23 protein-coding genes and 1 tRNA gene are annotated in these 23,758 nt (G+C 70.6%); 11 read left to right on the top strand and 13 right to left on the bottom strand.

Annotated elements, in window-relative coordinates:
- The first annotated feature begins 22 nt into the window (after positions 1–22).
- Both BGO45_RS01520 and rpsT read left to right on the top strand, forming a co-directional pair.
- On the top strand, positions 23–745 hold the full coding sequence (locus tag BGO45_RS01520) for an alpha/beta hydrolase (protein WP_292690264.1): 723 nt from the start codon (positions 23–25) through the stop codon (positions 743–745).
- A gap of 118 nt (positions 746–863) precedes the next feature.
- A complete protein-coding gene (gene rpsT / locus BGO45_RS01525) occupies positions 864–1,124 on the top strand; it encodes a 30S ribosomal protein S20 (protein ID WP_076490365.1) in 261 nt (86 codons plus the stop codon).
- 300 nt (positions 1,125–1,424) lie between these two features.
- Here the strand turns inward: rpsT and holA are convergent, their stop codons facing one another.
- Entirely contained in the window at positions 1,425–2,462 is a 1,038-nt protein-coding gene (gene holA / locus BGO45_RS01530) for a DNA polymerase III subunit delta (protein WP_292690267.1), read from the bottom strand.
- A 264-nt stretch (positions 2,463–2,726) separates the two neighbouring features.
- Here holA and BGO45_RS01535 point away from each other — a divergent pair, with 264 nt between their 5' ends.
- Positions 2,727–3,143, top strand: coding sequence for a hypothetical protein (locus BGO45_RS01535; protein WP_292690269.1), 417 nt, complete (start codon positions 2,727–2,729; stop codon positions 3,141–3,143).
- A gap of 28 nt (positions 3,144–3,171) precedes the next feature.
- Here the strand turns inward: BGO45_RS01535 and BGO45_RS01540 are convergent, their stop codons facing one another.
- The gene (locus BGO45_RS01540; protein ID WP_292690271.1) at positions 3,172–5,478 is read right to left on the bottom strand and encodes a ComEC/Rec2 family competence protein; all 2,307 of its coding nucleotides are present in this window, start codon (positions 5,476–5,478) and stop codon (positions 3,172–3,174) included.
- Positions 5,475–6,092 (bottom strand): ComEA family DNA-binding protein, encoded by a 618-nt coding sequence (locus tag BGO45_RS01545; RefSeq protein WP_292690273.1) that lies wholly within the window; start codon positions 6,090–6,092, stop codon positions 5,475–5,477. Before BGO45_RS01545 ends, BGO45_RS01540 begins: the two co-directional genes overlap by 4 nt.
- A gap of 108 nt (positions 6,093–6,200) precedes the next feature.
- Here BGO45_RS01545 and BGO45_RS01550 point away from each other — a divergent pair, with 108 nt between their 5' ends.
- The gene (locus BGO45_RS01550; protein ID WP_292690275.1) at positions 6,201–6,701 is read left to right on the top strand and encodes a DUF2087 domain-containing protein; all 501 of its coding nucleotides are present in this window, start codon (positions 6,201–6,203) and stop codon (positions 6,699–6,701) included.
- Positions 6,702–6,761: 60 nt separating this feature from the next.
- On the opposite strand, the gene leuS is transcribed toward BGO45_RS01550, so the two are convergent.
- Positions 6,762–9,317, bottom strand: a complete 2,556-nt coding sequence (gene leuS, locus BGO45_RS01555; RefSeq protein ID WP_292690277.1) for a leucine--tRNA ligase — start codon at positions 9,315–9,317, stop codon at positions 6,762–6,764.
- A gap of 112 nt (positions 9,318–9,429) precedes the next feature.
- Complete coding sequence (gene pabB, locus BGO45_RS01560) at positions 9,430–10,680, bottom strand: aminodeoxychorismate synthase component I (protein WP_292690279.1); 1,251 nt, start codon at positions 10,678–10,680, stop codon at positions 9,430–9,432.
- A 42-nt stretch (positions 10,681–10,722) separates the two neighbouring features.
- Between pabB and BGO45_RS01565 the strand changes: the two genes are divergently transcribed.
- The 5 genes from BGO45_RS01565 to BGO45_RS01585 all read left to right on the top strand — a co-directional run bounded on the left by BGO45_RS01565 (position 10,723) and on the right by BGO45_RS01585 (position 14,319).
- The gene (locus tag BGO45_RS01565) at positions 10,723–11,403 is read left to right on the top strand and encodes a DedA family protein (protein ID WP_292690281.1); all 681 of its coding nucleotides are present in this window, start codon (positions 10,723–10,725) and stop codon (positions 11,401–11,403) included.
- A 5-nt stretch (positions 11,404–11,408) separates the two neighbouring features.
- Entirely contained in the window at positions 11,409–12,440 is a 1,032-nt protein-coding gene (locus BGO45_RS01570; protein ID WP_292690283.1) for an App1 family protein, read from the top strand.
- A 151-nt stretch (positions 12,441–12,591) separates the two neighbouring features.
- The gene (locus BGO45_RS01575; RefSeq protein ID WP_292690284.1) at positions 12,592–13,302 is read left to right on the top strand and encodes an SOS response-associated peptidase; all 711 of its coding nucleotides are present in this window, start codon (positions 12,592–12,594) and stop codon (positions 13,300–13,302) included.
- Entirely contained in the window at positions 13,299–14,204 is a 906-nt protein-coding gene (locus tag BGO45_RS01580; RefSeq protein ID WP_292690286.1) for a 3-methyladenine DNA glycosylase, read from the top strand. The genes BGO45_RS01575 and BGO45_RS01580 overlap by 4 nt, the downstream gene beginning before the upstream one ends.
- Positions 14,205–14,246: 42 nt before the next feature.
- Positions 14,247–14,319: transfer RNA gene (locus BGO45_RS01585), tRNA-Ala, on the top strand.
- Between the two features lie 50 nt (positions 14,320–14,369).
- Here the strand turns inward: BGO45_RS01585 and BGO45_RS01590 are convergent.
- Entirely contained in the window at positions 14,370–15,311 is a 942-nt protein-coding gene (locus BGO45_RS01590) for a LysR family transcriptional regulator (RefSeq protein WP_292690288.1), read from the bottom strand.
- Positions 15,312–15,430: 119 nt separating this feature from the next.
- Between BGO45_RS01590 and BGO45_RS01595 the strand changes: the two genes are divergently transcribed.
- Complete coding sequence (locus tag BGO45_RS01595) at positions 15,431–16,423, top strand: putative oxygenase MesX (protein WP_292690289.1); 993 nt, start codon at positions 15,431–15,433, stop codon at positions 16,421–16,423.
- Between the two features lie 19 nt (positions 16,424–16,442).
- Positions 16,443–17,480: a methionine synthase gene (locus BGO45_RS01600; RefSeq protein WP_076490352.1), complete on the top strand. Its 1,038-nt coding sequence runs from the start codon at positions 16,443–16,445 to the stop codon at positions 17,478–17,480.
- Between the two features lie 58 nt (positions 17,481–17,538).
- On the opposite strand, the gene rsfS is transcribed toward BGO45_RS01600, so the two are convergent.
- The 7 genes from rsfS to obgE are packed head-to-tail and all read right to left on the bottom strand — an operon-like array spanning position 17,539 to position 23,700.
- Positions 17,539–17,916, bottom strand: a complete 378-nt coding sequence (gene rsfS / locus BGO45_RS01605) for a ribosome silencing factor (protein WP_292690291.1) — start codon at positions 17,914–17,916, stop codon at positions 17,539–17,541.
- Entirely contained in the window at positions 17,913–19,178 is a 1,266-nt protein-coding gene (locus BGO45_RS01610) for a hypothetical protein (RefSeq protein ID WP_292690293.1), read from the bottom strand. Before BGO45_RS01610 ends, rsfS begins: the two co-directional genes overlap by 4 nt.
- A complete protein-coding gene (gene nadD, locus BGO45_RS01615) occupies positions 19,175–19,771 on the bottom strand; it encodes a nicotinate-nucleotide adenylyltransferase (RefSeq protein WP_076490350.1) in 597 nt (198 codons plus the stop codon). The genes BGO45_RS01610 and nadD overlap by 4 nt, the downstream gene beginning before the upstream one ends.
- A gap of 10 nt (positions 19,772–19,781) precedes the next feature.
- The gene (locus BGO45_RS01620; RefSeq protein WP_076490349.1) at positions 19,782–20,006 is read right to left on the bottom strand and encodes a hypothetical protein; all 225 of its coding nucleotides are present in this window, start codon (positions 20,004–20,006) and stop codon (positions 19,782–19,784) included.
- Positions 20,007–20,055: 49 nt separating this feature from the next.
- Positions 20,056–21,315 carry a glutamate-5-semialdehyde dehydrogenase gene (locus BGO45_RS01625; RefSeq protein ID WP_292690296.1) on the bottom strand — a complete coding sequence of 420 codons (1,260 nt, stop codon included), beginning with the start codon at positions 21,313–21,315 and terminating at the stop codon, positions 20,056–20,058.
- A 4-nt stretch (positions 21,316–21,319) separates the two neighbouring features.
- The gene (gene proB / locus BGO45_RS01630; RefSeq protein ID WP_292690298.1) at positions 21,320–22,156 is read right to left on the bottom strand and encodes a glutamate 5-kinase; all 837 of its coding nucleotides are present in this window, start codon (positions 22,154–22,156) and stop codon (positions 21,320–21,322) included.
- Positions 22,153–23,700, bottom strand: coding sequence for a GTPase ObgE (obgE, locus tag BGO45_RS01635; RefSeq protein ID WP_292690300.1), 1,548 nt, complete (start codon positions 23,698–23,700; stop codon positions 22,153–22,155). Before obgE ends, proB begins: the two co-directional genes overlap by 4 nt.
- Positions 23,701–23,758: the final 58 nt, after the last annotated feature.

Genomic DNA, 23,758 nt, shown 5'->3' on the forward strand with positions numbered 1-23,758 from the left:
CGCCGTTCGTAGGGTGGATGCCATGACGGTCCAGGTCGTTCTCGTGCACGGCATCCGCACGTCCGCGACCATGTGGCGGGCGCAGGTCGCGCACCTGCGGGAGCGGGGGAATCCGGTCACCGCGGTGGATCTGCCCGGGCACGGCACCCGCCGCGGCGAGGACTTCACGCTGGATGAGGCGTTCGCGACGATCGATCGGGCGGTTCGGGATGCCGCGACCCGCGGTCCCGTGCTGCTCGTGGGGCACTCGATGGGCGGACTGCTGTCGATCGAGTACGTCGGTCGCGAGGATCCGCCGCCGGTCGCGGCGTTCATCGCCGCATCCTGCACCTCCGTTCCCCGCGGCGTCGGCCTCGCCGCGTACCGCTTCCTCGCACGGCGGTTCGACGGTCTGCCGGACCGGGGGCTGGGGTTGACCAACATCGTGCTCGACCGCACCCTCCCGCCCGAGACGCGGGAGGACTTCGGCGCGGGCGGTTACGCCTTCGACGCGCAGGACACCGCGCTCGCGTCGTTGTCGGTGCTCGACCTGTTGGCGGCGCTGCGGCGGATCGACGTGCCGATGTGGTTCGTCAACGGCCAGTGGGATCAGCTGCGGGTGAACGAGAAGCTGTTCACCTCGATCGCGCGCGACGCGGAGCTGATCGTGGTGCCGCGCACGACGCATCTCGTGACGGCCATGCGGCCCCGCGTGTTCAACGCGCTGCTCGACGTGGCGCTCACCACGGTGGAAGCCACGACCTGATAGACTCGGTCCTTGGCTTGCGTGTGGGGTTTTTCCCGACCTCCACGACCGCCGGTGCAGCGCCCCTCTACCGCTCGCCCGGCACTTCCAACACTCACTCAAACGAAAGACCGTCGACGTGGCGAACATCAAGTCGCAGATCAAGCGCAACAAGACCAACGAGAAGGCGCGCGAGCGCAACAAGGCCGTCAAGAGCGAGCTGAAGACGCACGTGCGTCGCACGCGCGAGGCCGTCCTCGCCGGTGACAAGGAAGCCGCCGAGAAGGCGCTCGTCCTCGCCGGCAAGAAGCTCGACAAGGCCGTGAGCAAGGGTGTCATCCACCAGAACCAGGCCGCGAACCGCAAGTCGGCCATCGCGAAGCAGGTCGCCGCTCTCTGAGCCGCCTCTCTTCGACAGCCCGTCCCGCAGCGCGGGGCGGGCTTCGTCGTTTGCGGGGGGATGGCGAGGCCGCGGGCCGGGTCGGCGGCCGGCCGGGGCGGTGAGCGGGCGGTGAGCGGGCGGTGAGCGGGCGGTGAGGGGAGGAGATTCGGCGAGCGGAGGACGCGGGAGCTCGATCGCGTCCTCCCCCGGCCGAATCTCCTCCCGTCGCGGCAGTCCCGCTCCGAGCGTCATGTCCGCGACCGGGCTCTCCGCGCGCGGCAGCACCGCGCAGGATCGCGGCGAACGGTCTGCAGCGGGTCAGCGGCCGTAGGGCTGGCGGGTGGCGATGATCGTGATCATGCGCTCAAGGGCGAACACCGCGTCGCGGGAGGCGCCCTTGACCTCGGCATCGGCGCGCGCGGTGGCGTGGATCGCCATGCCCAGCGTCGAGGCGCTCCAGCCGACGAGGTCGCGGCGCGCGCGATCGACTTGCCAGTCCTTCATGCCGAGGCGCTGCGCCAGCGCGGACGACGACTCGCGGTTGCCGGCCACTCGCGCCATGGTGCGGAGCTTCATGGCGACGGCGGCGACGAGGGGCACGGGGTCGGCTCCGGATGCCAGGGCGTGCCGCAGCGCGAGGAGGGCCTGGCCGTAGTGCCCGGCGATCGCCGTGTCGGCCACCGTGAACGCGGAGGTCTCGACGCGGCCGCCGTAGTAGCGCTCGACGGTGCGCTCGTCGATGTCGCCGGGGACGTCGGCGATGAGCTGCTGGCACGCGGCCGCGAGCTCGGTGAGGTCGTCGGCGAACGCCGAGACCAGGGACCGCAGGGCCACGGGGGCGATTCTCTTCTGCGCCGCCTTGAACTCGCCGACCGCGAAGTCGAAGCGGTCGGAGTCGCGCTTGATCGCGGGGCACGCGATCTCGATGCCGCTCCCCTGGCCCGCGCGGATGGCATCCAGAAGTTTCTTGCCGCGCACGCTCGCGCCGGTATGCCGCAGGACGACCGTCGCACCGTCTTGCGGGTGCTCGAGGTACGCGAGCGCCTCGGTGAGGAACGTGTCGGAGCACTTCTCGACGCCGCCGACGCGCACCAGGCGCGGTTCGCCGAACAGGGAGGGCGAGGTGACGGCGAGCAGGGTTCCTGCGGTGTAGTCGTCGGCGCGGACGTCGGTGACCTCGAGGCTCGGGTCTTCGCTCTTGAGGAACTCGCGGACCCCCGCGATCGCGCGCTCCGCACAGACCTCTTCGGGGCCCGACACCAGCACGATCGGCGCGGGTTGTGGCGTCCGCCAGCCGATCTGCGGGATGGCCGACTTCGCCTTCGCGGGGGCGGAGCGTCGGGGTGCCGGGGTCACTCCCCCAGCCTACCGACCGGGTCGGACACGGATGCCGGCGACCGCCGCCGCACGTGGGCGCCGGTTTGAGGCAGGGCGATCGTCCGTGCCAGGCTGTTCGGGTCTCGATGCCGACGGGGAGGGCGAGTTCTCATGCACGCATCGCAAAGGTCGAGGGGACTCCTCGCCCGCCGTTCCGCCGTGGGCGGTGTGTGCGTACTTCTTCTGTCGCTCGGTCTGAGCGTCTCCGCGTGTGCCGCGCCCCGCTCGGACGAGGGTGCGCCCGTGGCCTCTGCCGCCGCACCCTCATCACCGCAGCCGACTCCGGTCCCGAGCGCCCCCGCCGGGACGGATCGCGTCGAGACGTTCTGCGCGGCGAACGCCGCGGCGAGCGCGGCGGTGCAGGGAACCGTGGCCGAGGACATCGTCGCCCGCCAGGCGCAGGCGGACGCCGCGCGGGCGCTTCTGCCGATCGAGGGGGCGTCGCCGGAGGTCGCTGCGGGTGCCGAGACGTTCGTCGCCGCGGCGGAGGAGACGGTCTCGATCCTCGCCGACTTCCCCGCGGACGCGCTCGTCGCCGATATCGGGACGGACCCTCGGATCCTGCAGTCGCAGGCCGTCACCGCCGTTTCCACCGATCCGGACTACCAGGCCTTTCTCCTGTGGACCATGGACGCGTGCGGGTTGCTCCCCTCGGAGTGACGGATGCCCGGGTCCGGTGACCTCGCGTTCATGACGGGCGTTCCCGCCACAGCGTGAGCCTGCCGGCCTCGTCGTGCCAGGCCGCGAGGATGCCGTCGGTGTCGGTGCGTGCCGTGACCGTGCCGTTCCGTCGCAGCATCTCGAGCAGTCGTTCGGTCGGGTGCCCGTAGCTGTTGCCGGCGCCGACGCCGATGAGACCCAGGTCGGCGTGCAGACGTTCGTAGAGCTCGGGATCCTGGTCGGCGCTGCCGTGATGAGAGACCTTCACGATCTCGACGCGGGGAACGTCGACTCGGCGGAGGAAGGCGGCCTGCGGCTCCTCCCCGAGGTCGCCGAGCATCATCGTGCGCGGGAACCCCGCGCCCGTGACCTCGATCACGACGCTGGCGTCATTGCCCGGCTCCATCCCCGGCAGGGGGCCGAGGGCCTGCCAGCGCGTGCTCCCGACCTGTCCGGTCATCCCGATCGCCGCGGCGACCAGGCGGGCGCCACCGGCCGAGTATCGATCGAGCAGCCTCTGGTCGGCGGTTTCGCCGGCCGGGCCGTGCACGACGACGTCCGCCTTCCCGACGATCGCCGACGATCCGCCGACGTGATCCTTGTCGAAGTGGGTGAGCACGACCAGGTCGAGACGATCGATCCCGAACGTCCGGAGGCACTCGGCGAGCGGTTCGGGCTCGGGCCCGGTGTCGACGAGGGCCACGGCGTCGCCGGACCGCCACAGCGTGGCGTCGCCCTGTCCGACGTCGCACATGGCCACCTGCCATCCGGTCGGCACGGTGAGCGCGCCACCGACGGTGCGGATCGTGCTCGTCCCGGCGATCGCGCCGACCAGGATCGCGACGACCAGCGTGGCCAGGGCGGTCAGCCGCGGCACACGCCGGGGTCGGGTGAGCGCCACCGCGAAGGCGGCGCCGATGACCGCGAGCAGTGCCGCCCCCGGGAGACCGTCCGGCCAGGGGAGGTTCTGCGCCGTCGAGGAGGCGGTCGTGTGCGCGACGCCCGCGATCCATGCCGCCGGGAGCCAGGCGATCGCCGTCAACCCGTCGCGCAGCCACGGGAACGGCGCGACGCAGGCCAGCGCTCCGGCGATCGTCGCGGGTGCCGCCGCCGGGTCGGCGAGCAGGTTCGCCGCGACGCCGAGCAGCGGCACGTGCGGGTCGATCAGCACGATGAGCGGACCGCACGCCAGCTGCGCGGACGTCGGCACCGCGAGGGCGAGCGCGAGAGGACGGGGCATCCATCGTCCGAGGCCGTCCGCCAGGGGGCGGGCGAGCACGAGAAGGGCGGCGGTGGCGGCCGTCGACAGCGCGAAACCGAGAGAGCGGCACAGCCACGGGTCGGCGATGAGGAGTGCGGTGACCGCGGCGGCGAGCACGGCGATCCCGACCGTGAGCCGACCGAACCCGAGGGCGAGGATGCCGATTGCACTCATCGCGGCGGCGCGGACGACGCTCGGTTCGGGAGTGACGAGCACGACGAAACCGACGAGGACGAGGAGCGCGCCCGTGACCCGGACCCACCGCCGGGCCCCGCACACGGCCAGGAGCGCGAAGGCCGCCCCGACCACGAGGGCGCAGTTCGCTCCCGACACCGCCGTCAGGTGCGACAGCGACGATTCGGTCATGGCCGTCTCGGTGGCGGCGTCGAGACCCGACGTATCGCCGACGGCCAGTCCGGGGATGAGTCCGGCGCCGGGCTGCGGCAGTCCGCGGGTGGAGGCGACGAGTCCGTCGCGCAGTCCCTCGAACGTCGCCCACACCCCCTGCGGCGGAGGGGCGCGCTCGACCTCGTTCGCGCGGAGCACGAGGGCCGCCCGCTCGGCCGGATCCGCCGGGATCGCCCGTCCCGAGAGCACGATCTCACTCCCCTGCCCCGCGACGGAGAGGCGCTCCCGTTCCTCGGCGTCGACCCCGATCCGGGCGGGGATCACCCCACGAACGGTCGTCTCGCCCGCGGACACGGTCGATACCGTCGCATCGAACCAGGCCCCGCCGTCGGCGCTGCCGGACACGTGGCCCGTGATAGTCGCCGTCACGCGCAGATGGCGGCCCCCGTCGATCTCGAGGTCGGCGACGGCCTGTCGGGTGGGCGCGAGCGTGGCCACTGTTCCTCCCGAGGCCGCGGCGCACGCCAGTGCGATCGTCACGACCAGCAGCGCCGGGCGCCGGAATCGGACGAAGACGACGGCGACGGCCGCGGACGTCACCGCGAGTCCGACCGCCACCATCCACGCCGCCGGGGCCGCGGTCGTGACGGCGGCACCGCTCCATGTGGCGGTCGCCACGGCGAGCGGTCGCCACGCCCGCTTCCGGAGGGCCCGTCGCTCACTCATACCCGCACCAGATCCCGCAGGGTCGCGAGCATCTTGTCGCCGATCCCCGGGACCGATCCGAGGTCGTCCACGCTCGTGAAACGGCCGTTCTCGTCACGCCAGGCGAGGATGCGATCCGCGAGCGCCGGGCCGATCCGCGGCAGCGCATCGAGCTGCTCCCGCGTCGCGGAGTTGAGATCCAGCGGCCCCGATGTCGCCGCTCCGGTCGCTGCCGCAGCTGCCGGCTCCGCTCCCACGACGGGCACCACGATCTGCTCCCCGTCGGTGACCGCGCGTGCCAGGTTCACCCCGTCGCGGGCGGCGTCGTCGGCGAATCCACCCGCCCGTGCGACTGCATCCGCGACCCGATCGCCCACCTCGAGTCGGTAGAGGCCGGCCGCGCGAACGGCCCCCGCCACGTGCACGTACACCCCTGCGGAGGGCGGGCCGCTCTCCGTCGGAGCGGGCGTGGACGAGGAGGCGACCGTCTCTGCGCCCGTGGCCCCGCGGAAGATCCCGATGCCCACCGTGACGGCGAACGCCAGCAGCACGAGCACGATCACCGCGCCGACACCCAGACGCCGACGCGGAGCGAGCCGCGGCGCGGGCTCCTCGGGTTCGGGGGCGGTGGTCACACCAGCACGCTACGAAGTCGCCCGTCCCGTCCGGGGGCCCACGGGCGCGAACCGTGAACAACTCGGTCGATCGGTGCGGTGGGGAGGACCCGCACCTAGCCTGAAGGGATGAACGAGAACGCCTGGCGCGCGATCCTCGCCGCCCTCTCCGACGACGCGGCCCGCGAGGTCTACGCGCGCGTCGTGCTCGGCGAGCGGCTCGACGCCGCCGTCGCCGCCCTGGCGCCCGCGCGCGCCCGGCGGGTCACGACCGCGCTCACCTCGGCCGGTCTGATCGCTGAGACGCCCGACGGCTACGCCGTGTCGGCCACCGTCTTCGCCGACGCCCTCGCCGCCGCCCCGCGGCCCGCGCGTGCCACCGGCGTCGATCGGTTCTTCACCGAGGGCCGCCTGACGGGCTACCCGTCCCGCGCCGGTGATCGACGCGAGGTGCTGGCAGCCGTGGCATCCCGGATCCTCGTCGACGACGAACGCCTGACCGAACGCGAGATCAACGAACGGCTTGCCGCCATCGTCGACGACGTCGCCGCGATCCGTCGCTACCTCGTGGACGAGGGGCTGATCGAGCGCACGCGCTCCGGCACCGAGTACGCCCTCGCCCGCCCGTGAACGACGGATGCCACGCCCCCGCGCTCTTCAGAGCACCGGGGACGTGGCATCCGGAACCGCTTACTTCGTCGAGAAGCTGACCACCTTGGGCGGGCGCACGACGGCGCGCACGATCTCGCGGTCGCCGAGGGCGCGTCGCACCTTCTCGTCGGCGCGGGCGGCGGCCTCGAGCGCGTCGGCGCCGATCTTGGCCGAGACCTCGAGCGTGCCGCGCACCTTGCCGTCGATCTGCACGACCGCGGTCACGGTGTCTTCCACGAGCAGCGTCGGATCGGCCTGACGCCAGGTCTGGAGCCCGACGAAGCCGTCGTAGCCGAGCGTCTGCCACATCTCCTCCGCGGTGTGCGGGGCGAAGAGGTCGAGGGTCATGGCGATGACCTCGGCGGCTTCGCGCACGGCCGGGTCGCTCGCGCCGGCGGCACCGTCGATGGCCTTGCGGGTGGCGTTCACCAGCTCCATGAGGCGGGCGACGACGACGTTGAACTTCGTCTGCTCGATGAGGTTCGGCGCCTCGGCCAGGAGGCGGTGCGTCACGCGGCGGAGCGCCGCGTCGCCCTCGGCCCACACGACGTCGGTCTCGCTGTCGACGTCGTGCGCGATGCGGAGCGCACGGGCGAGGAACTTCGCCGCGCCCGTGGTGGAGACGTCGTTCCAGTCCTTGTCGTCCTCCACCGGACCGGCGAAGGCGAGCGCCACGCGCAGAGCGTCGGCGCCGTGGGCGTCGAGCTCCTCCTGGAAGAGCACGAGGTTGCCCTTGCTCTTGGACATCTTGGCGCCGTCGAGGATCACCATGCCCTGGTTGATCAGGCTCGAGAACGGCTCGGTGAACTCCACCAGGCCCATGTCGAACAGCGCCTTCGTGATGAAGCGCGCGTAGAGCAGGTGCAGGATCGCGTGCTCGACGCCGCCGATGTAGAAGTCGACCGGACCCCACTTGCGGGCCTCGGGCAGCGAGAACGCCTCGTTCGGGTCGTTCGGCGAGAGGAAGCGCAGGAAGTACCACGAGCTGTCGACGAACGTGTCCATCGTGTCGGGGTCGCGCAGCATCTTCTGCCCGGTCTCGGGGTCGGTGACCTCGACCCACTCCGTGGCGGCGCCGAGCGGCGACGAGCCCTTGGGCTTGAGGTCGAGGCCCTCGACCGACGGCAGCACGACGGGGAGCTCGTCCTCGGGGACGGGAACGATGGTGCCGTCCTCAGCGTGCAGCATCGGGATCGGGGTGCCCCAGTACCGCTGGCGCGAGATGAGCCAGTCGCGCAGGCGATAGGTCTTCGCGGCGCGGCCGACGCCCTTGGCCTCGAGCTCTTCGATCATGCGCGCGATCGCGTTGCGCTTGGACAGGCCGTTGAGCGAGCCGGAGTTGATCATGCGCCCGTCACCGGTCAGTGCGACGCCGGTCTTGACGGGGTCGAGGTCGTCGACGTCGCCGAGCGGGTCGATCGGCACCCCGTCGTCGTCGAGCTCGATGACGGGGATCGCACCCGTGACCGGGGCGTTCGTGTCGACGACGACCTTCACGGGCAGGTCGAACGCGCGGGCGAAGTCGAGGTCGCGCTGGTCGTGCGCGGGCACGGCCATGACCGCACCGTGGCCGTAGTCGGCCAGCACGTAGTCGGCGGCCCAGATCGGCAGCTTCTCGCCGTTGATCGGGTTGATCGCGTGGTGGCCGAGGAACACGCCGGTCTTCGGACGGTCGGTGGCCTGCCGCTCGATGTCGGTCGCGCGCTGCACCTGCTCGAGGTACGCCTGGAAGGTCTGTCGCACCTCGATGTCGGCGGATGCCGCGAGCTCGGCCGCGAGGTCGGACTCGGGCGCCACGACGAAGAACGTCGCGCCGTGCAGGGTGTCGGGGCGCGTGGAGAAGACGGTGATCTTCTCGGCGCGGCCTTCGATCTCGAACTCGATGTCGGCACCGACCGAGCGACCGATCCAGTTGCGCTGCATCTGGATGACCTTCTGCGGCCAGAAGCCCTCGAGCTGGTTCAGGTCGTCGAGCAGACGGTCGGCGTAGTCGGTGATCCGCAGGAACCACTGGGTCAGCTTCTTCTTGACGACGACCGCGCCGCTGCGCTCGCTCGTGCCGTCGGGCAGCACCTGCTCGTTGGCGAGCACCGTCTGGTCCACCGGGTCCCAGTTGACCAGGGCATCCTTGCGGTACGCGAGGCCCTTCTCGTACAGCTTCTGGAACAGCCACTGGTTCCAGCGGTAGTACTCGGGGTCGCTGGTGTGCAGCACGCGGCTCCAGTCGAACGAGACGCCGTAGTCCTTCAGGCTCTCCTTCTGCTGGGCGATGTTGGAGTAGGTCCACTCCACCGGGTCGGCCCCGCGCTTGATCGCGGCGTTCTCGGCGGGGAGCCCGAACGAGTCCCACCCGATGGGGTTGAGCACGTTGTAGCCGCGGTGGCGCCAGAATCGCGCGACGATGTCGGAGTAGAGGTAGTTCTCGGCGTGCCCCATGTGCAGGTCGCCCGAGGGGTACGGGAACATCGCGAGGACGTACTTGCGCGGGCGGGTGTCGGTGTCGCCGCCGGCGCGGAACGGGTCTTTCTCGGCCCACGCCTGCTGCCACTTCGCCTGGATCGCATGGGGGTCGAAGCCTCCGTCGACGGACGGCACGGAAGGAACGTTCTGTGACACGGGTGAGACCAATCGTGAAAGTCGGGAGACCACATGGGCCAACGTCCAGGCTACCGGACCCCGCGGAGCGTCTTCCGGCGCGCGCGGGCGCTCACCATCCGGCCGGGACGACCGCACCGATGGCCGCGAGCGGAGCACGGGCCTTGATGCCCACCTCGGCGACCTCGGATGCCGCGACCGACCGCCACGTGATGCCCCCTCCGGCGCCGACCCAGGTGGCATCCGGCTCGACGACGATGCTCCGGATGACCATGGCGAGATCGGCCGACCCGTCATCGCCGACCCAGCCGAACGCGCCCGAGTAGACGCCGCGCGGCGCTCCCTCCAGCCCCGCGAGGATTCCCATCGCCGACGCCTTGGGGGCACCCGTCATGCTCCCCGCCGGGAACGTCGCGGTCAGGAGATCGCCGATCGCGGTGCCGGGGCGGAGCGTCCCCGAGACCTCGCTGACCAGCTGATGCACGGTCGGATACGTCTCGACGTCGAGCAACCGGTCGACGCCGACCGACGACGGCTCGCACACCCGTGACAGGTCGTTGCGCATGAGGTCGACGATCATGACGTTCTCGGCGCGCTCCTTGGCATCCGTCCGAAGTTCTTCCGCGAGCGCTCGGTCGAGCTCCGGGTCGGGATGCCGCGGGCGGGTGCCCTTGATCGGGTGGGTGTGGACGCGCCCGCCGCGCACGTCGAGGAACCGCTCGGGTGAGGCGCTCACCAGCGTCACCTCGCCCTGGCGCAGGAAAGCGGCGTGGTGGGAGGACGCGTGCCGCCGCAGGCGGCGGAACGCCGGAAGGGCGTCGACCGCGCCGGCCAGCCGGAAGCGCGTGGTGAGACACAGCTGGTAGGCGTCGCCGTCGGCGATGCGTTCCCGGCAGGCGGCGATGAGCTCCGCGTACTCCTCGGGGGTGTGGCGCCCGGATGCCACGCCCCGGGGCTCGGCCTCCGGGACCGTCGGAGCGGTCGGGGCGGCGTCGGCGGCCCGGGCGAGATCCTCGGCGGAACCGGCGGTGGAGAACGCCCAGACCCGGCGTGCCGCGTGGTCGAACGCGAGCATCTCCTCGACGCGCAGCCAGGTGGGAACCCCCTCGTAGGAGACCCAGCCCACCCAGCCGCCGCGGAAGGCGGGGCCGGTGGCGTCGTGGGCGACCGGGTGCGCGGCATCCATCGAAAGAGGCGCTTCGGCGTCGGCGGGGATGCCCGTGCCGAGGTAGCTCCAGCCCGACGGCGAGTCCGCACCCGCGTCGAGCCAGAACGCGTGCGGAGCGGTCGCGTACAGCGCGGCGAAGACGTCCTCGGGGTCGCGCCAGCGCGGGAGGACGACCGGGGAGACAGAACGCGGCACGCTCCCAGGCTAGGGCGATCCGGCGGCCCTAGGCTGAGCGAGGTGAACGAGATCCTCACGTGGCTGCTCGGCGTTGTTCAGGACGTCGATCCCGTGGTGCGCACGCTCGTCGCCGGAATCGCGATGATGCTCGAGACGAGCGTGCTGGTCGGTCTCGTCGTCCCGGGTGACTCCATCGTCATCGTCGCCGGCACCGCGATCGCGTCGCCGTGGGAGGGCGTGCTGCTCGGGGTGGCCGTCGTCATCGGCTCGCTCGCCGGCGAGAGCCTCGGTTTCTGGCTGGGGCGCTACTTCGGCCCGCGCATCCGCGCGTCGCGCCTGGGACAGAGGCTCGGCGACCGCAACTGGGAGCGGGCCGACCGATACCTGCGCCGCCGCGGGGGTCCCGCCATCTTCCTCTCGCGCTTCCTCCCCGTGCTCCACTCGCTCGTGCCGCTCACCGTCGGCATGAGCGGCTACCGCTACCGCCGCTTCCTGGCGTGGACGGCGCCGGCGTGCATCGTCTGGGCGAGCCTGTACATCACCGTCGCCGCGACGGCCGCAGGCGCCTACTACGAACTCTCGGACCGGATCCACTACGCCGGATACGTGTTCGTCGGCATCATCGTCGTCTTCCTCCTGCTCGTCTACATCGGCAAGAAGGTGCTCGAACGCATCGAGCGCCGCCACCTCGCCGAAGAGCACGACTCCCTCGAACCGGCGGGCGACGACGTGAAAGACTGAGGAGGATGCCTCGCTCCCCTCGCGCCAAAGTGCTCTGGTTCGCCCGCCTGGAGTACCGCTTCCACGCCTGGCGCGAACGCCGCGCGCGCGCCCGCGGACTGCGGCCGTCGGTGACCGGCTTCCCCGGCTACGGCACCGAGGAATGGGTTCGGGTGCTCGGCCGCGTCCTCATCACTCCCCCGGTGAAGCGGACCTCCACCGGCGACTTCGCGAGTCTGCGCGGGTGGCGGAGCTTCGCGGCCGTCCCGGTCGGGTACGCCCAGGTCACGGTGACGATCGAGGGGGTCGCGCACGAGGTCGTCGCCGATCGTGGCGGCGTCATCGACGCGAAGCTCCCCGCCTCGCTCCCGCCCGGCTGGCAGCCGGTCACGATGACCGTCGAGGGCAGCGAGCCGACCGAGACGCGAGTGTTCGTCGTCGGCTCGGACGTGCGTTTCGGCGTCGTCAGCGACGTCGACGACACCGTCATGGTCACGGCGCTCCCCCGCCCGCTGCTCGCCGCCTGGAACTCGTTCGTCGTCGACGAGCACGCCCGCCAGCCCGTCCCCGGCATGGCGGTGATGCTCGAACGGCTGTCGCGCGAGCACCCCGGCGCGCCCGTCATCTACCTCTCCACCGGCGCCTGGAACGTCGCGCCGACGCTCACGCGCTTCATGCGCCGGCATCTCTTCCCCGCGGGCGCGTTCCTGCTGACCGACTGGGGGCCGACGCACGACCGGTGGTTCCGCAGCGGCCGCGATCACAAGGAGGGCAACCTCCGGCGACTGGCCACCGAGTTCCCGAACGTGAAGTGGCTCCTGGTCGGCGACGACGGACAGCACGACGACTCGATCTACACGCGATTCGCGATCGAACACCCCGAGAGCGTCGCCGCCGTCGCGATCCGGCGCCTGCTGCCCGCCGAGGCGGTGCTCGCCGGTGGCCGCACGGTCGTCGACGACCATTCCGCCGCGGACGTGCCGTGGGTCAGCGAGTCCGACGGCGCCGGTCTGCTGGAACGTCTCGAAGACGTCGGCGTGATCGCCCGCGACGCCTGACGTGGGGCTCGCGGCGGCATATCCTCGGTGATTCGCGCCGGGTGAGTGGCATCCACGGGTTCCGGGCGGAGGTTGTGCGGATCGCTGAGGTCGCGCGGATCGCCCCGGCCTCGACCCCCGGGATGTCGGGACCCCCGCGTACGCTCGAAGCATGTGCGGTCGATTCGTCGTGGCCAATGTGGCATCCGAGCTCGTGGGCGTGCTGCGCGTCGACGTCGAGACCGATGAGCTGCCACCGCCGTCGTACAACATCGCTCCGACGGCGTCCGTGGCCATCGTCCTCGACTCGGTGAAGACCGAGCCGCCCGTGCGACGCCTCGAAGTCGCCCGCTGGGGTCTCGTCCCGGGGTGGGCGAAAGACGTGAAGATCGGCGCCCGGGCGTTCAACGCGCGGTCCGAAGAGGTCGAAGACAAGCCGATGTTCCGCAACGCCCTGATCAAGCGCCGCGCGGTCATCCCCGCCTCGGGCTACTACGAGTGGAAGACCACGGAGGCGGGCAAGACCCCCCACTACATCCACCCCGCCGACGGATCGCCTCTGTTCTTCGCCGGGCTGTACGAGTGGTGGAAAGACCCGGCCAAGGCCGATGACGACCCCTCGCGCTGGGTGCTCAGCTGCACGATCCTCACCCGCGACGCGATCGGACGCCTCGGATCCATCCACGACCGGATGCCGCTGTTCATGGATCCCGACTTCGCCGACGCGTGGCTCGACCCGACGACCGAGAACGTCGGCGACATCCTCGACGCCGCGATCGACGCGGCCCCCGATGTGGCCGAGACGCTCGACGACCACGTCGTGTCATCGGCCGTCGGGAACGTGCGCAACGACGGGCCCGACCTCATCGAGCCGGTCGAATGACGACGCTCCTCGAGACGGCGGTGCTCGCGCGCGCCGAGTGGACCGCGCGCGCGGAAGCGCACGCCGGGCGCGCCGAAACCCTCACGGCGGCGCACCGCGCCCGCGCGGCCCGCGGTCAGAAGCATCCGGTCGAGGACTTCCTGTTCACGTACTACTCGTACAAACCGGCGATCCTGCGTCGGTGGCATCCCGGTCCCGGCATCGTGCTCGCCGAGGCCGAGGAACGCGCGTCCTGGCGCTGGTACCGGGTGACGGCCGACGGCGTCGAGGTGGATGCCGAGACCTTCCGCCGCGACCGCGGCTCGCTGTACCGGGGCGTGGTGAACCTGCTGCGCGCCACCGCCGCCCGCCCGGCGCAGTTCGGGTGCTTCGGGCTGCACGAGTGGGCCATGGCCTATCGCGCCGACGAGGTGCGCCACGCGGTGCCGCTCCGTCTCGGCCGCGACGGGACAGACGCCGTCGTCGAGGCGCATGACCTCAGGTGCACGCACTTCGATGCCTTCCGGTTCTTCACGCCGGACGCGGTTCCGCGAAATCGCACACCGCTGGCGCGCGAGGGTCAGATCGACGTCGAGCAGCCCGGGTGCCTGCACGCCGGCATGGACGTTTACAAGTGGGCGGTGAAGCTCGGGCCGCTCGTGCCCGGGGAGATCCTGCTCGACGCGTTCGAGCTCGCGCGCGACATCCGCACGCTCGACATGGAGGCGTCGCCCTACGACCTGACCGACTGGGGGTACTCCCCCGTCGCGATCGAGACGGTTGAGGGCAAGGCGCGCTATGTCGCCCGCCAACGCATCCTGAGCGAGCGTGCGCAGGCTCTGCGCACGGCGCTCGTCGCCGCGGTCACGGGCGGCGACGACACGCCCGGTGGAGCCGATTTCTTGCGCCCCGAATCCGTGTAGTAAGCTCATGGAGTTGCCTCGCGAGGGGCAAGAACAGAAAACGGGCCTGTGGCGCAGCTGGTAGCGCACCTGCATGGCATGCAGGGGGTCAGGGGTTCGAGTCCCCTCAGGTCCACCCAGAGAAAGCCTCCGTTTCGGCGGGGGCTTTCGTCGTTCGCGGCGATGTCACCCCAACACCACGACGTCGAACTCCCGCACCACGGCCCGCACTTCGTCGAGGTAGCGCTGCGCCTGTTCGGTGAGCGGGATCGCGGAGTGCGCGATCCACCCGATCTCGATGCGCTCGTCCACGTCGAGCGGCACGGCCACGATCTCTGGGTCGAGGTCGTCGCTGATGATGCCGGTCGAGATCGTGTATCCCTCGAGACCGATCATGAGGTTGAAGATCGTCGCGCGGTCGGACACTCGGATCTCCTGTTCGCTGGACAGGGTCGAGAGGATCTCCTCGGCGAAATAGAACGAGTTGTTGTTGCCCTGGTCGAACGTGAGTCGTGGCAGGCCGGCGAGATCGTCGAGCGTCACACGCTCGCGCGCCGCTAGGGGGTTCTTCCGCGAGACGAAGATGTGCGGGTCGGCCAGGAACAACGGATGGAACGACAGCCCGGAATCGCGCAGCAGCTTGTCGATGACGTCCCGGTTGAAGTCGTTGCGGTACAGGATGCCGAGTTCGCTGCGCAGCGTCCGCACGTCCTCGATGATGTCCCACGTGCGCGTCTCCCGCAGCGAGAACTCGTACCGCGCGGCCCCGCTGGCTTTGACCATGCGCACGAACGCGTCGACGACGAAGGAGTAGTGCTGTGCAGAGACTCCCAGCAGCCGCCGGGATGCCGGGCCGTCGAGGTAGCGCTGCTCGAGGAGCGCTACCTGCTCCACGACCTGGCGCGCGTACCCGAGGAACTCGACGCCGTCGGAGGTCAGAGTGATCCCGCGCGCGGAGCGGACGAGCAGCGACCGACCCACTCTCGCTTCGAGGTCCTTCATCGCGGCCGACATCGTCGGCTGCGACACGTAGAGCAGATCGGCCGCGGCGGAGATGGAACCCTCCGCGGCGACCTCGATGAAGGACTGCAGCTGTTGCAGCGTGACACCGCTGGATCGACGCGCCATAGGTAAATACTATAGGAGGGGATAGTCGCCACGGATTACCCGATGGATACCGGGAGCGAGCACGATGGAGCCACCGATGACCGCGCGGCGAGAGCCCACGAGCGAGAGGAGCTTCGGGGATGTCCACCGACTTCACCTACCGGATCTCGACCACCCGATTCGACGAGGACTACTCGCCGTCGCAGAACTCGCGAGCCACGACGAACTTCGCCAACCTGGCCCGCGGCGACGACCGTCGCGAGAACCTCCGCAGTGCGCTCACGATGATCGACCGCCGGTTCAACGACCTCGCGCGGTGGGACAACCCGGACGGCGACCGCTACACGCTCGAGATCGACATCGTCTCGGTCGACCTCGAGTTCGCGGTCTCCGGCGACGACCAGGTGTTCCCGCTGCTCGAGGTGCTTGACCTCGTGATCGTGGACCGCGCGACCGGTGCCCGGCACCACGGGATCGTCGGCAACAACTTCTCCTCGTACCTGCGCGACTTCGACTTCAGCGTGCTGCTGCCCGCGGCCAGCGCCGCCACCGGGTCGTTCACCGTCCCCGACGACTTCGGTGCGCTGCACGGCAAGCTGTTCCAGGACTTCCTGGAATCCGCCGCGTATCGGGAGCGGTTCACCGTGTCGCCGGTGATCTGCATCAGCGTCTCCACCAGCAAGACCTACCAGCGCACCGACAACCACCACCCGATCCTCGGCGTCGAGTACGCGCAGGACGACTACTCGCTCACCGACGAGTACTTCGGCAAGATGGGGCTGAAAGTCCGGTACTTCCTGCCGGCCGGCAGCGTTGCCCCGCTCGCCTTCTACTTCCGCGGCGACCTCCTCAACGACTACTCGAACCTGCAGCTCATCGGCACGATCAGCACGATGGAGTCGTTCCAGAAGATCTACCGGCCCGAGATCTACAACGCCAACGCCACCGCCGCGCACGTGTTCCGTCCGACCCTCGAGAGCGGGGACTTCTCGCGCACGCGGGTCGACTACGACCGCGAAGAGCGCTCGCGCCTCGCCGTCACCCAGGGGAAGTACACGGAGGAGCACTTCGTGAAGCCCCACGGCGAGCTTCTCGCCCGCTGGGCAGGCCTCTCCCCCGCCCTCGTCCACTGACCCGCCGGAGCACTCCCCCATGAACGCACTCCTTCCCACCGCGCTCGTCGGCAGCTTGCCCAAGCCTTCGTGGCTCGCCGAGCCCGAGAAGCTCTGGTCGCCCTGGTCGCTCGAGGGCGATGCGCTCGTCGAGGGCCGGCAGGATGCCCTGCGCGTGGCCGTGCACGAGCAGCGTCGGCGAGGCATTGACATCGTCAGCGACGGCGAACAGACGCGCCAGCACTTCGTGACCACGTTCATCGAGCATCTGAGCGGCGTCGACTTCGAGAACCGCGAGACCGTGCGCATCCGCAACCGGTACGACGCCAGTGTCCCGACCGTCGTGGGTGCCGTGGAACGTCCGGAGCCCGTCTTCGTGCGGGACGCCGCCTTCCTCCGCGCACAGACCGACCAGCGCATCAAATGGGCGCTGCCGGGCCCGATGACGATGATCGACACGCTCTCCGACCGGTACTACAAGAGCCGTGAGAAGCTCGCGTGGGAGTTCGCCGGCATCCTGAACCAGGAGGCCAAGGAGCTCGAAGCGGCGGGGGTCGACGTCATCCAGTTCGACGAACCCGCCTTCAACGTGTTCTTCGACGATGTGCGCGACTGGGGCATGGCGACGCTCGAGCGCGCCGTCGAAGGTCTGCGCGCCGAGACCGCCGTGCACATCTGCTACGGGTACGGCATCAAGGCGAACACCGACTGGAAGGCCACGCTCGGCCCCGAATGGCGACAGTACGAGGAGTCCTTCCCCCTGCTGCAGCAGTCCAGCATCGACATCGTGTCGCTCGAGTCGCACAACTCCCGCATCCCGATCGAGGTGATCGAATTGATCCGCGGCAAGAAGGTCATGCTCGGCGCGATCGACGTGGCCTCGCACGAGATCGAACGCCCCGAAGAGGTCGCCGACACGCTGCGTCGCGCACTGGACTTCGTGGATGCCGACAAGCTCATCGCCAGCTCCAACTGCGGCATGGCCCCGCTGCCGCGTGATGTCGCGCTGGCCAAGCTCAGCGCGCTGAGTGCGGGGGCGGCGATCCTTCGCGAGGAACTCACCGGCGCGCTCGTCTGAGGCTGCAGGAACGCCGCAGGGCCGCTCCGAACGGAGCGGCCCTGCGGTGCGTCTCGTGTCAGTCCGCGGAGGCGGGTGCGGGGATCTCCAACGGAACGACGGGGCAGTCCTTCCACAGGCGCTCCAGCCCGTAGTAGACGCGCTCCTGCTCGTGGAAGACGTGCACGACCAGGTCGCCGAAGTCGAGCAGCACCCAGCGCGACTCCTGCCGACCTTCCCGGCGCAGACGCTTGTGGCCCGCTTCGAGGAGCTTCTCCTCGACCTCGTCGGCGATGGCGGCGACGTTCCGCTCGTTGCGACCCGTCACCAGAAGGAAGATGTCCACGAGCGGCAGCGGCTCGGAGACGTCGAGAGCGACGAGGTCTTCACCGGATTTCGAGTCGGCGGCGATCGCGGCGATGCGCGCCATCTCGATCCCGTTGGGGCTGGCTGTCATCCGAAGACTCCTGTCGTGAAGGCGAGGACCAGCGCGACGGCCACCGCGACGGCGAGAGCGCCGGTGGTGATGATGAGACCGATGACGAGCTTGCTGCCCTTCTCGGGTGCCGGGGGGCGGATGATCTCACCGGGTTGCTTGACGGTGCTGATCGCGGCGCTGGCCGCAATGGGGGTGGGCGACGACGCCGGCGGGAGTTCTCCGTCGAGGAGAACCGCGTCCACATCGCGACCATCGGTGGTTCCGGGGGCGTGACCGGCGGAGCCGAGGCCCTCGGGGAGTTCGAACGTGCCGGTGATCAGCACTTCCCCCGTCGAGGTGACCGGGCCGACCAGCGGAACACCGGCGGGGGTCTGCGACAGGATCAGGGCGTTCGGCGTCGCCACTGAACCGGTGGCGGTGGCGCTGCGCGCGATGAGCTGATCGAATGACGGCGGCAGCGAGATCTTGGGGGTCTGCCCGCTGAGCAGGTCGGAGCCGAGGGCGGGGTTCACCGTCGAGAGCGGAATCGCCGTATCGGCGGCAGGCTCCTCGTCGGGCGCCGCGGGCCGGAAGATCGCCGGGACGTCCTCGGGAGACGATTCATCCGCGGAGTCCGTGGCCTGGTCTGTCTCGTCGGTGGACTGCGCGCTCTCGATCTCGGCCTGTTCGGCGGGAACGGTCGCGTGTTCCGCGCTGTCGTCGGGCGCGTCCTCGGTCGGCGCGGGGATCTCGGACGGTTCGTCACGGGAGCCGGGGACACCGGGCTGCAGGTCGGGCGCGATGATCGGCACCGATGCGGTGCGGATGCGTTCCTGCGCGCGCGCCTGCCGACGCGTGAGGCCGGTCACGCCCAGATCGGGGCCGTCGACCGGCGGGAACGATGCCGGAACGATCGGCTGCACCGGAGCCGGCGCGGGCTCCACGTCGACCACAGGAGCCTCGTCGACCGTCGCCGTCTCGGCCTTGTTCCGGCCGAACAGCCCGCCGAACATGCCGCCCTTCTTGGCCGGCGGCTCGTGGGCTGATCCGGACTCGTCGGGTTCGGCGACGGCAGACTCCGGCTCAGCGGTCGGGCTCTCCTGCGCTTCGCTGGGGACCTCGGGCGCGGCGGGCGTCGCTGCGGACGATGCCGTGGCATCCGGGGCCGTGCCGGGCTCGTCGGAGACCGCTTCGTCGGCGTCGAGCTGCGGGGTGATGATCGGCGTGGCACCGGTGTTGCGGAGTTCGCGCAGCTGACGCCGCGTCAGCGGCGGGGTCTCGGGGTTCTCGGATGTGCTCATGCAGGGCTCCGGTAGAGGTGATGCTTCGCGATGTACTGCACGACACCGTCGGGGACGAGGTACCACACGGGGTGTCCTCGGCGCACGCGGGCGCGGCAGTCTGTGGACGAAATGGACAGTGCCGGGATCTCGAGCTGACTGACGTCCTCGGTGGGAAGGCCCTCGGTCGTCAGGACGTGGCCGGGACGTGACACCGCGACGAAATGCGCGAGGTCCCACAGCTCTTGATGGTTGCGCCACCCCAGGATCTGCGCAACCGCGTCGGCACCGGTGATGAAGAAGAGATCGGCGCCCGGACGCTCGCGCTTCAGGTCGCGCAGGGTGTCGATCGTGTAAGTGGGACCCGCGCGATCGATGTCCACGCGGCTGACCGTGAACTGGGGGTTCGAGGCGGTCGCGATGACCGTCATGAGGTAGCGGTGCTCGCTCTCGGTGACGTCGGCTTTCTGCCACGGGCGCCCCGTGGGAACGAAGACGACCTCGTCGAGATCGAACGACTGTGCGACCTCGCTGGCCGCGACCAGGTGACCGTGATGGATGGGATCGAACGTCCCACCCATGACCCCGATGCGAGGGGCGCGCGTCACCGACATACGGTGGGCCTCAGTGGCCGTGCGCCTCGGGGGTGGGCGTACCGTGCTTGGCGGTGTACGCCTCGGCCTTGTGCGCGTGACGGTTCGACACGTTGCGGTACGACAGGGTCACCAGGCTCAGCGCGAGGAAACCGGCGAGGGCGATCGCACCGATCCACCACGTCTCGGCCTGCGCGTTGCCGCCGTGGTGGGCGCCCTCTTCGGCGGCGAGGGCGATCAGCGAGGCGAAAGTCATCAGTGCTCCGTTCGAGAATTCTGCGCGGCGCGCAGATCCATTTTAGCGGTCAGGCCCGGACCTGGCCGTCGCCGCGCCCGAGCCACTTGGTGCTGGTGAGTTCGGCCAGCCCCATCGGACCGCGGGCGTGCAGCTTCTGCGTGGAGATCCCCACCTCGGCACCGAAGCCGAACTCTCCGCCATCGGTGAACCGCGTGGACGCGTTGACGAGCACCACCGCGGAGTCGACCTCCGCCAGGAACCGTGCGGCCGACGCGTCGTCGTCGGTGATGATCGACTCGGTGTGGTGCGTCGAGTAGCGGCGGATGTGGTTGAGCGCGGTGTCGAGATCGTCCACGACGCGGACGGCCAGGTCGAGGCTCAGGTACTCGGTGGCCCAATCGTCTTCCGTGGCCGCCACGACACGGGGGTCGTAACCCGCCACCGCGTCGTCGCCGTGCACGCGGACACCGGCGGAGGCGAGGGAGCCCAGCAGGTCGGGCAGCAGCCGATCGGCGGCATCCCGGTGGACGAGCACGGTCTCGACGGCGTTGCAGACGCTGGGGCGCTGCGTCTTCGCGTTCAGGACGATGTCCCGCGCCCAGTCGGCTCGGGCCGTGGCATCCAGATACACGTGCACGACACCGGCGCCGGTCTCGATCACCGGCACCGTCGACTCGGTCACGACGGTCTCGATGAGTCCGGCGCTTCCACGCGGCACGAGGACGTCGACCAGGCCCCGCGCATTCATCAGGGCGCGGGCGCCGTCGCGGCCGAAGTCGTCGACCGTCTGGATCGCCTCGGGCGAGACGCCCTGGCTCGAAAGCGCACCGCGCATCACCTCGACGAGGGCGGCGTTGGAATTCAGGGCGGCCGAGCCTCCGCGCAGCACCACGGCGTTGCCGGAACGCAGCGCCAGCGCCGCGATGTCGACCGTCACGTTCGGGCGGGCTTCGTAGATCGATCCGACGACCCCGAACGGCACCGCGACCTTCTCGAGCGCGAGGCCGTTGGGAAGAGTGCGACGGTCGAGGACGCGACCGACCGGATCGGGCAGTTCGGCGACGTCGCGGACGGCGGCGGCGAGGGCGGCCACGCGCGCCGAGTCGAGCCGGAGACGGTCGAGCAGGGCATCGCCGATGTCGGCGGCGCGGCCGTTCTCGAGGTCGTCCGCGTTGGCCGCCACGATGGCCTCGGAGTGGGTGTCGATGGCCTCGGCGATCGCCCGCAGCATCGCGGTCTTCGCCGCGGAATCGAGGAGCCCGACCTGACGCGCGGCGTCTTTCGCGAAACGCAGGCGTTCGTCGACCGAAACGGCGGTGAGGGTCATCGCGTCAGTCTATCGCCGCGGCCACCGCGCCCACGGGGCCGGTGGCGAGGGTGACGGGGTCGGGGTGCGGGGCGAACCAGGTGCCGACCGAAGCACCGGAGAGGGCCTCGGCGACGAGGTCGGCGCTGGTGACCAGCACGCCCACGCCGGCGGCGGAGGCGAGCTTCGCGGCGGACGCCTTGGTCGCCGCTCCCCCGGTGCCGACGCCGTTCACCGTGACCGAGCCGAACGTGTACTCGGACAGGTCGTCGCCCCACTCCACATCGGTGATGGGACGCGCCCCCGGCTCGCTGGGCGGGGCCGTGTACAGGCACTCGATGTCGCTGAGCAGGACGAGGGCGTCGGCCCCGATGAGCTGGGCGACGAGCGCCGCGAGACGGTCGTTGTCGCCGAAGCGGATCTCATGCGTGGCGACGGTGTCGTTCTCGTTGACGATGGGCAGGATGCCGAGCCCCAGCAGCCTCTCCATCGCCCGGCGCGCGTTCGACCGGTGCGTGGCGTTCTCGAGGTCGCCCGCGGTGAGCAGCACCTGACCCGCGAGCAGGCCGAAGCGGTCGAGGGAGGTCTGATAGCGCCACATGAGCACGTTCTGGCCCACGGCCGCGGCGGCCTGCTGGGTCGCGAGGTCGTTCGGCCGTCCCTGCAGGTCCAGAAGCGGGAGCGCTGTGGCGATCGCGCCCGAGGACACCAGCACGACCTCGACGCCGGACTCGCGGGCACGCGCGAGCGCGTCCACGATCAGGTCGATGCGGAAGGCGCCGTCGCCGCTGATCGACGACGACCCCACCTTCACGACGACGCGCGACGCGCGCGGCAGGTCGGTGCGGGTGCGCGCGGTCACCGCTCGTCCTCGTCGTCGAACGTCAGCGCGGACGAGTCGCCGTCGGGCGAGATCCCGGCGGCACGCGCGGCGAGACGTTCGGCCTCGAGCTCGGCGCGGGCCTCGGCCTTGGCATCCATCCGCTCGTGGTAGCGCTCGCGACGCTCGTTGTTCGTGCGACGCGTGCTCTGCAGCAGACGCGGGTCGGTGCCGCGCGGCGCCGTCATCAGCTCGGCGGCCGACGACAGCGTGGGCTCCCAGTCGAAGACGATGCCGTCGCCGGGGCCGATGACGACCGTCGCACCCGCGACCGCGCCGGCGCGGAACAGCTCGTCCTCGACGCCCAGACGCGCCAGGCGATCGGCCAGGTAGCCCACGGCCTCCTCGTTCTGGAAGTCGGTCTGCTGCACCCACTTGACGGGCTTGTCGCCGAGGATCCGGTACACGGGGCCGTACGTTCCGCCCTCGACCTTGATCGTGAAGTCCTTCTCGGCGCCCTTCGGTCGGATGACGACACGTTCGGCGGGAGCTTCGTCGATCGTCGCGAGGCGGTGCTGCTCGACGATGTCGCCGAGGGCGAACGTGAGCTCGCGCAGCCCTGCGCGGCTCACCGTCGAGATCTCGAAGACGCGGAACCCGCGGGCCTCGATGTCGGGACGGACGAAGTCGGCGAGCTCATGCGCCTCGGGCACGTCGATCTTGTTCAGCACGACGATCTGCGGACGCTCGAGCAACGGAAGCTGGCCCTCGGGCACCGGGTAGGCGGCGAGTTCGCCGAGGATGATGTCGAGATCGCTCAGCGGGTCGCGGCCGGGATCGAGGGTGGCGCAGTCCAGAACGTGGACCAGCGCGGTGCAGCGCTCGACGTGGCGGAGGAACTCCAGCCCCAGGCCCCTGCCCTCGCTCGCGCCCTCGATCAGTCCCGGGACATCGGCGATCGTGTAGCGCGCGTCCCCCGCCTGAACGACGCCGAGGTTCGGGTGAAGGGTCGTGAAGGGGTAGTCGGCGATCTTCGGACGCGCGGCCGACACCGCGGCGATGAGGCTCGACTTGCCGGCCGACGGGAAGCCCACCAGGGCCACGTCGGCGACGGTCTTCAGCTCGAGGACGACGTCGCCCTCCCAACCGGGAGTGCCGAGCAGCGCGAAGCCGGGGGCCTTGCGCTTCGGCGAGGCCAGCGCCGCGTTGCCGAGGCCGCCCAGTCCGCCGGGGGCCGCGACGAAGCGCATGCCGGGCGTGAGCATGTCCACCAGCACGTTGCCGTCGGTGTCCTTCACGACGGTGCCGAGCGGAACCGGCAGCTCCTGGTCTTCGCCCAGGGCACCGGAGCGGTTGTCGCCCATCCCGAACCCGCCGTTGCCGGCGGACCGGTGCGGCGAGTGGTGGTACGACAGCAGGGTCGTGACCTGCGGGTCGGCGACGAGCACGACGTCACCGCCGCTGCCCCCGTTGCCGCCGTCAGGACCGGCCAGCGGCTTGAACTTCTCGCGGCGCACCGACACGCAGCCGTTGCCGCCCTTGCCCGCACGCAGGTGCAGGGTGACGCGGTCGACGAAGGTGACCATGAGGGATCCTTCCGGGATGCCGGCGGAGCCGGGGCGGGAAAAACGACGAGGGGGCGGG

The organism is Microbacterium sp. 71-36 (assembly GCF_001898305.1).
GTDB lineage: Bacteria > Actinomycetota > Actinomycetes > Actinomycetales > Microbacteriaceae > Microbacterium.

Coding starts and splice junctions, on each gene's coding strand:
- BGO45_RS01575 (WP_292690284.1), top strand. CDS start 12,592: ATGTGCGGTCGATTCGTCGTGGCCAATGTGGCATCCGAGCTCGTGGGC.
- BGO45_RS01520 (WP_292690264.1), top strand. CDS start 23: ATGACGGTCCAGGTCGTTCTCGTGCACGGCATCCGCACGTCCGCGACC.
- BGO45_RS01540 (WP_292690271.1), bottom strand. CDS start 5,478: ATGAGTGAGCGACGGGCCCTCCGGAAGCGGGCGTGGCGACCGCTCGCC.
- nadD (WP_076490350.1), bottom strand. CDS start 19,771: ATGTCGGTGACGCGCGCCCCTCGCATCGGGGTCATGGGTGGGACGTTC.
- BGO45_RS01570 (WP_292690283.1), top strand. CDS start 11,409: ATGCCTCGCTCCCCTCGCGCCAAAGTGCTCTGGTTCGCCCGCCTGGAG.
- BGO45_RS01620 (WP_076490349.1), bottom strand. CDS start 20,006: ATGACTTTCGCCTCGCTGATCGCCCTCGCCGCCGAAGAGGGCGCCCAC.
- BGO45_RS01595 (WP_292690289.1), top strand. CDS start 15,431: ATGTCCACCGACTTCACCTACCGGATCTCGACCACCCGATTCGACGAG.
- BGO45_RS01580 (WP_292690286.1), top strand. CDS start 13,299: ATGACGACGCTCCTCGAGACGGCGGTGCTCGCGCGCGCCGAGTGGACC.
- BGO45_RS01610 (WP_292690293.1), bottom strand. CDS start 19,178: ATGAGCACATCCGAGAACCCCGAGACCCCGCCGCTGACGCGGCGTCAG.
- BGO45_RS01625 (WP_292690296.1), bottom strand. CDS start 21,315: ATGACCCTCACCGCCGTTTCGGTCGACGAACGCCTGCGTTTCGCGAAA.
- BGO45_RS01550 (WP_292690275.1), top strand. CDS start 6,201: ATGAACGAGAACGCCTGGCGCGCGATCCTCGCCGCCCTCTCCGACGAC.
- BGO45_RS01600 (WP_076490352.1), top strand. CDS start 16,443: ATGAACGCACTCCTTCCCACCGCGCTCGTCGGCAGCTTGCCCAAGCCT.
- BGO45_RS01590 (WP_292690288.1), bottom strand. CDS start 15,311: ATGGCGCGTCGATCCAGCGGTGTCACGCTGCAACAGCTGCAGTCCTTC.
- obgE (WP_292690300.1), bottom strand. CDS start 23,700: ATGGTCACCTTCGTCGACCGCGTCACCCTGCACCTGCGTGCGGGCAAG.
- rsfS (WP_292690291.1), bottom strand. CDS start 17,916: ATGACAGCCAGCCCCAACGGGATCGAGATGGCGCGCATCGCCGCGATC.